This is a genomic window from Alkalibacterium psychrotolerans (assembly GCF_054784355.1).
The window spans coordinates 23,362-32,188 of sequence record NZ_BAAGPH010000139.1 but is presented as its reverse complement, the minus strand read 5'-3'; the positions used below and the strand labels follow the sequence as shown (position 1 = coordinate 32,188).

Here is an 8,827-nt window from a genome sequence, read left to right as displayed (position 1 = left end):
TCGTTAGAGTGCGTCATGTGAATTCATCCTGTCTATTGAGAGTTAGTGGTAACTTCAATATAACATGAAATTCACATGGCGTTTTTTTATATTAGCCTAGGTGGCTAACTTCATTATAAAATCCAGCAGTTTATTATTTTTGTGAAGGTTCAAACTGCTGCATCCGTGCAGTTCAGCAGTTTTTTAACAGTTAAACTGCACTCAACCGGCTACAACTCCTATTTATGTTTAGTTTGTAAAACTAAACTGCATTAATATAAGCTTTCTGTGTAGTTTAGAGTGAAATGATTGTCATGAACTGTTCAAGATGTAAAAAAGCAGCTGAGTCAATTCAGCTGCTTTCTTCAGTAATGCCACAGACCAGGTAAGGCAGGAGAGACTCGACGTAATCTTCCGGAGATGTTCCTGAAAACTGAGAGTGATAATCTTTACTCATACCGGTCACTGAATGTGTCAGTAAACTGGCCAGACGTTTCGTGGTCTCCAGTTCACTGTCTGGTCGTTCACTGGCTATGCGCTTGAAAAAAAGAGACGTCAGTTCAATATGAACAATGGATTCAATCGTTTGATTCTCATCTTCCGCGCTGACGACTGTATTCAAATTTTCCTGAAAACGAATGAGAGCCAGAAAGACTTCTTTTATTGTTTCTTTCAGAGAAAGTGGCCGTGGGTGGCGACTGCAGCCTAAATTCAGTGACAATTTTTCACTAACCACTTTCTCGAGTAAGTCGTATTTATCCAGAAAATGATTGTAGAAGGTTGCCCGGTTAATTTGAGCAGTCAGTGTAATATCCTTGACTGAAATCTGTGAGAATTCTTTTTTAAGCGACAGCTGAATGAAGGCCTCGATGATGGACTGACGTGTCCGTATTAAACGAGGATCCTGTTTCAGTTCTTTCATATCAACCATCCTTTCCATTTTACATTTTATGCGACAGTTCATCCTGACTGTCAACTAAACAACACATTTACTATACTGTTGGTTTATCTCGAAGTCAAGATAACTTATACTATGACATGTAGCTGGCTTACTAAAAGTTAGCATATTAGAAACACTAATAGGAGGAAATGACTTATGGTAAAGATTGGAATTGTAACAGGAAGTACGCGTGATTCTCGTGTGAATGGTCAAGTAGCGGAGTATATTTTAGAAAAATCAAAGGCAGTTGAAGGGGCAAATTTTGAAATTGTCGATATTAAAGACTACGATTTGCCACTATTCAACGAAGCAATGCCACCCGCAATGGCGAATAAACAGTACAATAAAGAAGCGAACAATAAGTGGTCGGAGAAAATTGATTCCCTTGATGGCTTTGTTTTCATAACACCTGAATACAACAAGGCAGTTTCACCGTCGCTAAAAAATGCAATCGACTATCTGGGTCCTGAATGGGGAAACAAAGCAGCGGGTATTGTCGGCTACGGATCGACATTGGGTGTAGCAGCAACGCTAAATTTGCGAACAATTTTGTCTAACGCAAACGTTGCTACGGTCGGCCCGTTTGGAGCATTCAGTCTGTTTACCGACTTTGAAGAAATGTCTACTTTCCGACCAGCGGAAGTACACAATGCAACAGTTCAGGCTGTTCTTGATACAGTAGTATCCTGGAGCAAAGGTCTAAAAGGCGTCAGAGCCTAATTCCAAATACTAAAACAGATATACTGAAAGAACGTCAACTCATCTTGAGGTTCTTTCAGTTTTTTTGTATCCTGAAGGTACATCTGTACTGATTTGATACTAAGTCAGTTAAACAGCACGTATGGGGAGAGAGAGAATGGATAAAGCAAATAAATGGCTGCTCATTGGGCTGTCGCTGAGTGTAATAGCAATGGTTTCCGGCTATTTATTATGGGCAGGGTTCACACCTGCTGAAAATGTGAGTCACTTGTCACCCTCAGAACTTTCGGAGATGCAGAGGGAACTGGCCGTTAACTATGAATTGGGAAATTTTTTATTGAATGCCGGTTTTACAGTTTTTTCTACTACTTTACTTGCTTTGCTAGTCAGAAAAGTTTTGAAAATGATAAAAACATAAGCAGGGAGTTTACAGCTTTCTAACAATAGGCTTCACTGTATTCGATTTCATTTGAAATATGCTCTAAATACTATACACTAGTAATAACCTAATATAAGGAGTGAAGTGAATGGAACAGACAGTGTACACCAATTATTGGCAGAATCGATTGAGTAACGTTAAGAAAGAACACGGCAGTTACGAAAATGAAGAAGAAGCGATTAAGGGGATCAAGGCCTGGTGGGAACTTCACAACGAGGATTATCCGCATGCAGAATTTAAACGGACAAACTCAGGCGCTCTGGAAATTATTTACAACGATGACGACCACTTTTATCGCATTGAAAAACGGACGATAGACGGATCCTTACCTACTCGCAAATACACGTTACGAAAGCCAGGAGAAGTGGAGGCACTGCGTTCTAAACACAATCTGCATGAAGAGGCCTATCTGTTTGAAGAGCTGGCAGAACCTTATCGGGACAGACTTTCACAGGCCATGGCTGACAGTCAAAAACTGCGCAATTATGTATTTGACAATGAAGGCCGGCCAATCAGAAAATTAAGCGAAAAATAAGATAGAAGGACTCCGGGTAATAGTCCTGGAGTCCTTTTTTAGAGAAGGATGAAACCACATGAGTAAAGTTCTGAAAAAGCAGTTCACAGTAAAGGAGAATGAAACAGCTCAGGCAGTCGGTTCCGGGGGCCTTCCTGTCTTGTCGACGCCGCATATGATAGCTTATATGGAAAATACGGCGATGACGCTGATGCAAAATGAATTGGTAGAAGGAGATACGTCAGTCGGCATGGAAATCCAAGTCAACCATCTGGCACCAACAGCACTCGACAAAACAGTTAGTGTCAAAGCTGAACAGACTGATCAGCAAAAAAAGATTTATACGTATAAAATTGAGGCATATGTAGATGATAAACTGATAGGACAAGCGACGCACAAACGAGCAGTTGTCAATGAAGAGAAGTTTATGAGCCGTCTGAACTGAAACTGACTACTGACTTTTTTACGTGTAAATAGAATAACGTCTGGAGTAAACCGTCAGCTGTTTCTGGCAGTTTTGCTTTATACTGAAGGTAAGAATTAAAGATACTTGATTCATAACAGTCAGGAGGCCCCTATGCGAAATAATTATAAGCGTTTCATGCATGCATTCAATCAGTTGCAGAAAGTCGTTGCGGAAAAAGTCGGCAGAGAACCCGACACCCACTTCGGGGAACTGCTTGGTGCGGCCCGCAAGAATAAAGATAAAGTGATTGAAACGTATCTTACTCAGATTGACTTCTACCGCGAGCTGAGAAATATACTGGCTCACCATACCATTGACGGAGGAGAAGTAGCGGCTTACCCAAGCGACGCCTTAATCAAAGAAGTGGAAGCAGTGACCGAGAAGATAAAGTACAATAAGAAAGTAAGCGATTTGTTTTTAAAACGGGTTCGCACGTTTGACGTGACCGATTCTCTGGAAAATGTACTGGCGATTGTCAACCGAGTGCGTTACACACAATTCCCGGTTTTTGATGGTAATGAGCTAGTCGGTATGCTGTCCTCTATAGGAGTGACCAAATTTTTCGCCAAATCAATGAAGTCAGACACTATCATCATCAGCGAAGCAACAGTCAGAAATATACTTGAAGTGGAAATGGACCAGGATTTCTTTGCAGTTATTCCAGCCGATAAATCCATCTTTGATATAGAAGAACTCTTTTTGAAAAAAATGAAAGAAGGGCACATAGCCTACACCTTGCTGATAACAGAAGATGGCAAGGTTAATGGAAAAGGCGATTTAATCGGCATCATTACCCCCTGGGATATTCCAAGAGTGGTTGCCAATAAGTAATCAGTCTATGGTGATATGAAAAAAACGATTACCCTCAGAATATGGGGTAATCGTTTTGTGTTTAATTTAGAAAGACGGTTAAGAATTGTGAATCAGCTGAATTTTTCATCCATGACCTTATCTAATTCCTCTTTCGTTTTATTCTGGTAAACTTCATGAAGCATCCACTGGTAGCCAAAAGGATCTTTAATGACTGCATTTTTCACTCCAAATTCTGGAATGTCCGTTAAAGGCTGAATGGTAGTAAAGTTACCGGCTTCTGCCTTATGCAGCGTTTCTTTAATATCTGAGACCGTTACATTAACCCAGATGGGAAAAAGCTGGTCTTTTTTCGGAGCATACATATTATAAGCCGGATTTTCATCAAGAATGTGCATCATTAAGCCGTGCAGATTGAAACGCACTTCATTGAGTCCTTTCTCATACTGCGTAGCATCGACATCAGTGACGTCAAAAACTGACTGGTAAAGAGTTATAGCTTCTAAAGTATCTGGAACGATAAAATCGAGTTCAGCTGTTTTCATGATTAAGTCTCCTTTAATGTGTTTTGAGGAATGACATTAGCCCAAATGTTGTTAATCGTATCTACAGTATCATCAGGAAGGTGTGAAAACTGCTCAGTAAGGTCTGAATAATTTGCTGCTAGCCTGTTCCTTTTTCCGCGTTCTGTCTTTAACTCGCTGGCACCCTCAACTGAGGACTGGAAGTGTCGGTGAAGAAACTGCTTAATTATCGCCTCTTTTTCATCAAGAAACTGATGATAGGTTTCAATTATATCATTATTTTCACTTGCTAGAAACGAGTAGCACCTTATAAAGTAAGCTGCTTTGGATAGTGCTTGTTCAGCTACTGTCAGGTTTGAGAAAAAAACATCGGCATTGACTGTGTCATTAGCATGGCGAAGAGACTGCTTAAAGCGAGAGAGGCTTTCTTCGGCTTCCGCTTTTATTTCCTCCATCTGTTCATGAGTATATTGCTCTGTAATAACTGTTTCCTGGATAATCTTTTTATCAGTAGACTTTTTTCCAAATAGCTTTCGCAACCAGCGTTCAATCGGGTTGGTCACAATTACTTCTTTTTCAATGTGTTCTTTTTTTGTATACCCAATAGAAGCTGGCTGCCGACGAGTGCTTCGACTGGATGAAGACTTTTTGGTAGACTGCCTGCTTAAGGGGTTTACTCCTACTGTGGTCCGTGTGTACACTTTATTGTACACGGCTTTTTTAGGATTGTTAACAACACCCATGCCTTTTTTCCCATACAGTGGGTTAACTGATGACTTGACTTTTCGTTTGATTTTGCCGGTAGTTCGAGCTTTGACTGATTTTTTTAGATTAGGCTTGCGTACGCCGAATTTCAATCCATCACCTCTATTGATATAATTCTATTATATTAACTTTATCATACGCTATCAGGGAAGTCATCTACAATTTGTAAAAAAATGAGCATTCTATTGCTTTAAACATTTAGATATAGCGTATAATTAAGATGAAACGTAACAGTGGAGGAGTGGGATAGATGTTTACTCAAAGAAGGCTGACAGAAGCGTATGAGCGAGCGAAAACTCTGTATTTCGATGATTATTCCCGAATTGTCTTTATGAGTGATGCCCATCGGGGTGACGGCAGTGTATCGGATGAATTTTTAAAAAGCCGTAATATGTTTGAGCATGCACTGACAGAATATTATGAAAATGGCTATACTTTTATAGAAGTAGGAGACGGGGAAGAACTGCTTGAATACCCGGAAATGGAACACATAAAAAATGCACATGTTGATACCTATAAAGAAATCAAACGGTTTTATGATGTCGGACGCTACTACCGTATTTACGGCAATCATGATATTTATCTCGATAACCCTAAATACGTCAGAAAAAATCTGGATATAAACTATGATGAGTATACAGAAGAATTTTTTGATTTTCTAAGAGGAATCGAACCATTGGAATCAATTGTCTTAAAACACCGCTATACCAGTCAGGAACTCTTTGTCATTCATGGCCACCAGGGTGATGCGCCAAATGATCAGTTCTGGTTCTTTACTATGCTTTCCATTAAATTCTTCTGGCGTTTTTTCCACCGCGTAGGGATTAAAAACCCAGCCAGCCCAGTAAAGAATGTGTCAAAACGCCACAAGATTGAGCGAAACTACAGCAAATGGATAAAAGAGCACAGTCGGGTACTGATATGCGGCCATACCCATCGATTCAAGTTTCCAAAAAATAAAGAGGTTCCGTATTTCAACACTGGCTGCGGTATTTATCCTGCCAGCATCACTGCTTTAGAGCTGTCTGAAGGAATGATTCGGCTGGTCAGATGGAAAGAAAAAGTGGACGAGAACGGCAAGTTGTTTATAAAAAGGGAAACAATGCGTGGACCTGAACCAATAGAATCCTTTGATGTGAGAAAACCTAAAGAAGTGGTCGACTATCTGGCTGAGAAAAAACTAAGACGCACAAAAGAAGAGCGGGAAGAGCGGGCATCATTTAGAGAAAAGGATATGAAATAAAGATTATAGCACATCTAAGAAAACGTGGACTTAACCGCGTTTTTTTTTTGCTGTGTAGGGAGTTTTGAACAATGGCTGTCACAACTTGTGAAACTGTAATCGCTAACAGGATTCGGGAAGATTGTCATTAAATGTGTAATCGATTATAATTATTAATTATGACTCATCGAGATTTGTTTTAATTTGCATAGGAGGAATGTATTATGTCACCAAATATGGTGGGATTTAGTTTTATTATGATTGGAGTCTTTCTGATAATCGGCAAGGTCGTTAGACTTCACACGAAATGGCTGAGAGATCTGTTTTTGCCCAGCTCTATCATTGCCGGTTTTATTGCACTGTTAGTAGGGCCGGATGCGCTTGGACGCCTGACCTCTCAATTTTTAGCTGAAGGATCGCTGTTTTATAACGGACTGATTCCGGATTTTATTCTGGATGTCTGGCGCCCACTGCCCGGAATGTTCATTAACATAGTATTTGCGGCTTTATTCTTAGGGAAAAAAGTGCCAAGTATCAAGAAAATATGGAACATAGCCGGACCGCAGATTGTCATGGGACAGGCTGTCTCCTGGGGACAGTACGTTATTGGTCTTCTGCTCACTATGTTTGTGCTGACGCCGTTCTTCGGAGTCAATCCACTGGCAGGTGCACTCATTGAAATCAGTTTTGTTGGGGGCCACGGTACAGCAGCTGGCCTTGCAAGTACCTTTGAAAGTCTAGGTTTTGCAGAAGGAGCAGATTTGGCTCTAGGACTGGCAACCATTGGGATTTTAGTCGGCGTTGTTGCCGGTATAATCATCATTAATATTGGTCATCGAAGAGGCTTTGCGAAGCATGTCGGTGGAACGGATTACTTCACTGAAGAAGAAAAAGAACGATTAGCTGAATCGTATGGTTTCGAAATGGAACAGCAGGTGAAAGAAGCCAAGGCTATTGAACCGCTTGCTTTCCACTTGTCATTAATAGCACTGGCAATTGCCATTGGTTATATGCTGCAGCAGGGACTGATTCTACTTGAAGCAGCCACTTGGGGCGCTTGGACAGATGTTTACTTGTTCCCGTTTGTACCTTTATTCCCGCTAGCCATGATTGGCGGCGTTATTGTACAGATATTCTTTGATAAATTTGATATTCACATGTACATTGATCAGAACCTGATCAGCAAAATTTCCGGTTTTGCCCTGGACGTACTGCTTGTTTCAGCCCTTGCAACACTGTCACTGCAGGTCATTGGTGATAACATTGTTCCATTCCTCTTGCTGGCTATTGTGGCAACAGTGTGGAATATCTTCGCCTTCCTTTACTTGGGACCACGTATGATTCCGGAATACTGGTTTGAAAGAGGACTGGGTGATTTTGGTCAGGCTACAGGAATGACCGCTACAGGTCTATTGCTGATGAAAGTTGCGGACCCTGAATACCGTACGCCGGCTTTAATGGGCTTCGGCTACAAGCAGATTCTATTTGAACCTTTCGTAGGAGGGGGACTGGTTACGGCGGCGTCACTACCGTTTATCTACCAATTCGGTCCCGTCGTCTTCCTGATTATTTCTACCGTCATTACGGTATTCTTCCTGATTTTCGGACTGCTTAAGTTTAATCCAAAACGTAAACTGGCAAAGAGCCAAAGTTAGTAAAAGACACAAATTAAAAGCTCTGAAAGAGTGGAAACTGTATTGAATGACAATACAGCTAGTTCATTTCTTTCAGAGCTTTTTTATTTATCTAGAAAATCAGCCACTGATCCGCGGTAGAGGAAAAAGCTGATGTCTCTTTTCAGAAACGGCATATTCCTGCTGATCACGCTTGTCCGTTTTAGTCCTTTGTTTTCGTAGAAAGAGTAGGTGCAGCTGGTATCTGTAAACAGGAAAAAAGTGCTGGCCCCCTGTGAACGCAGATACTTCAGGAAGTCGTCAAACAAGTGAGACCCTATCCCAAGTCCTTGGGTTTCCGGTCTAACGGCAAATAATACAAGTTCGCCATCATAGGTTTCATGAGTCTGTTTCAACAGTGATTTATTGACATGCAGCGTTCGCCTAAAAGATTGAAACGCTTCTCTTCCAGACGGTGTGAAATGCAAGGCAATAAGGTTGCACAAGAGTGGAATGAGAAACAATTTGTGTTTCAGCGGCAGTTCCTCCGTTCGTCCCATGGCAACACCCACCGGTTCGTTCCCTTTTAGTGCCACCCGAGTGAAACTCTGATGAGCCAGACTCGAAAACAGAAAGGCATAGGACATCTGCTTTGCATTAAAGGCAGAGGTAAGTGTGCTGTAGTTCCAGGAGGTGTCAATTAAAGCTGCCAGAGCCTTATAATCAGACCGTTGGACCGGTCGGTAGGAAATGGTTTCTTTGGTCATCTAAATCATCCTTTTTCTCTGATGGTAAATAGTATAACATAGTCACCATCTAAGATAGAATAGAAGAGAAAAGCAGCAGAACCAGTTAA

At 41.1% G+C, this 8,827-nt stretch carries 11 protein-coding genes; 7 read left to right on the top strand and 4 right to left on the bottom strand.

The genetic code is table 11. The features are described 5' to 3' along the window. Nucleotides 1-331 precede the first annotated feature (331 nt). Nucleotides 332-901 carry a TetR family transcriptional regulator gene (locus ACYVLS_RS11550; protein ID WP_460324690.1) on the bottom strand — a complete coding sequence of 190 codons (570 nt, stop codon included), beginning with the start codon at nucleotides 899-901 and terminating at the stop codon, nucleotides 332-334. 174 nt (nucleotides 902-1,075) lie between these two features. Between ACYVLS_RS11550 and ACYVLS_RS11545 the strand changes: the two genes are divergently transcribed. The 5 genes from ACYVLS_RS11545 to ACYVLS_RS11525 all read left to right on the top strand — a co-directional run bounded on the left by ACYVLS_RS11545 (nucleotide 1,076) and on the right by ACYVLS_RS11525 (nucleotide 3,868). Beyond that, nucleotides 1,076-1,639 carry an NADPH-dependent FMN reductase gene (locus ACYVLS_RS11545; protein WP_460324688.1) on the top strand — a complete coding sequence of 188 codons (564 nt, stop codon included), beginning with the start codon at nucleotides 1,076-1,078 and terminating at the stop codon, nucleotides 1,637-1,639. A 136-nt stretch (nucleotides 1,640-1,775) separates the two neighbouring features. Next, nucleotides 1,776-2,036, top strand: a complete 261-nt coding sequence (locus tag ACYVLS_RS11540) for a hypothetical protein (protein WP_460324686.1) — start codon at nucleotides 1,776-1,778, stop codon at nucleotides 2,034-2,036. 109 nt (nucleotides 2,037-2,145) lie between these two features. After that, nucleotides 2,146-2,592 carry a hypothetical protein gene (locus tag ACYVLS_RS11535; RefSeq protein WP_460324684.1) on the top strand — a complete coding sequence of 149 codons (447 nt, stop codon included), beginning with the start codon at nucleotides 2,146-2,148 and terminating at the stop codon, nucleotides 2,590-2,592. Between the two features lie 58 nt (nucleotides 2,593-2,650). Next, nucleotides 2,651-3,016 carry a thioesterase family protein gene (locus ACYVLS_RS11530; RefSeq protein ID WP_460324682.1) on the top strand — a complete coding sequence of 122 codons (366 nt, stop codon included), beginning with the start codon at nucleotides 2,651-2,653 and terminating at the stop codon, nucleotides 3,014-3,016. A gap of 132 nt (nucleotides 3,017-3,148) precedes the next feature. After that, nucleotides 3,149-3,868, top strand: a complete 720-nt coding sequence (locus ACYVLS_RS11525; RefSeq protein ID WP_460324680.1) for a CBS domain-containing protein — start codon at nucleotides 3,149-3,151, stop codon at nucleotides 3,866-3,868. 92 nt (nucleotides 3,869-3,960) lie between these two features. On the opposite strand, the gene ACYVLS_RS11520 is transcribed toward ACYVLS_RS11525, so the two are convergent. Further along, nucleotides 3,961-4,392, bottom strand: a complete 432-nt coding sequence (locus tag ACYVLS_RS11520) for a VOC family protein (protein ID WP_460324676.1) — start codon at nucleotides 4,390-4,392, stop codon at nucleotides 3,961-3,963. Nucleotides 4,393-4,394: 2 nt separating this feature from the next. Beyond that, nucleotides 4,395-5,228, bottom strand: a complete 834-nt coding sequence (locus ACYVLS_RS11515; RefSeq protein ID WP_460324674.1) for a hypothetical protein — start codon at nucleotides 5,226-5,228, stop codon at nucleotides 4,395-4,397. A gap of 158 nt (nucleotides 5,229-5,386) precedes the next feature. Here ACYVLS_RS11515 and ACYVLS_RS11510 point away from each other — a divergent pair, with 158 nt between their 5' ends. Then, nucleotides 5,387-6,379 (top strand): metallophosphoesterase, encoded by a 993-nt coding sequence (locus ACYVLS_RS11510; protein ID WP_460324672.1) that lies wholly within the window; start codon nucleotides 5,387-5,389, stop codon nucleotides 6,377-6,379. A 203-nt stretch (nucleotides 6,380-6,582) separates the two neighbouring features. Beyond that, a complete protein-coding gene (locus ACYVLS_RS11505; protein ID WP_460324670.1) occupies nucleotides 6,583-8,013 on the top strand; it encodes a sodium/glutamate symporter in 1,431 nt (476 codons plus the stop codon). Between the two features lie 83 nt (nucleotides 8,014-8,096). Here ACYVLS_RS11505 and ACYVLS_RS11500 read toward each other — a convergent pair whose 3' ends face one another. Beyond that, nucleotides 8,097-8,738: a GNAT family N-acetyltransferase gene (locus ACYVLS_RS11500; protein WP_460324668.1), complete on the bottom strand. Its 642-nt coding sequence runs from the start codon at nucleotides 8,736-8,738 to the stop codon at nucleotides 8,097-8,099. Nucleotides 8,739-8,827: the final 89 nt, after the last annotated feature.

Bases quoted from the DNA above. Each gene is read 5' to 3' on its own strand.
- ACYVLS_RS11510 (WP_460324672.1), top strand. From the start codon at position 5,387: ATGTTTACTCAAAGAAGGCTGACAGAAGCGTATGAGCGAGCGAAAACT.
- ACYVLS_RS11525 (WP_460324680.1), top strand. From the start codon at position 3,149: ATGCGAAATAATTATAAGCGTTTCATGCATGCATTCAATCAGTTGCAG.
- ACYVLS_RS11505 (WP_460324670.1), top strand. From the start codon at position 6,583: ATGTCACCAAATATGGTGGGATTTAGTTTTATTATGATTGGAGTCTTT.
- ACYVLS_RS11520 (WP_460324676.1), bottom strand. From the start codon at position 4,392: ATGAAAACAGCTGAACTCGATTTTATCGTTCCAGATACTTTAGAAGCT.
- ACYVLS_RS11540 (WP_460324686.1), top strand. From the start codon at position 1,776: ATGGATAAAGCAAATAAATGGCTGCTCATTGGGCTGTCGCTGAGTGTA.
- ACYVLS_RS11550 (WP_460324690.1), bottom strand. From the start codon at position 901: ATGAAAGAACTGAAACAGGATCCTCGTTTAATACGGACACGTCAGTCC.
- ACYVLS_RS11535 (WP_460324684.1), top strand. From the start codon at position 2,146: ATGGAACAGACAGTGTACACCAATTATTGGCAGAATCGATTGAGTAAC.
- ACYVLS_RS11530 (WP_460324682.1), top strand. From the start codon at position 2,651: ATGAGTAAAGTTCTGAAAAAGCAGTTCACAGTAAAGGAGAATGAAACA.
- ACYVLS_RS11500 (WP_460324668.1), bottom strand. From the start codon at position 8,738: ATGACCAAAGAAACCATTTCCTACCGACCGGTCCAACGGTCTGATTAT.
- ACYVLS_RS11545 (WP_460324688.1), top strand. From the start codon at position 1,076: ATGGTAAAGATTGGAATTGTAACAGGAAGTACGCGTGATTCTCGTGTG.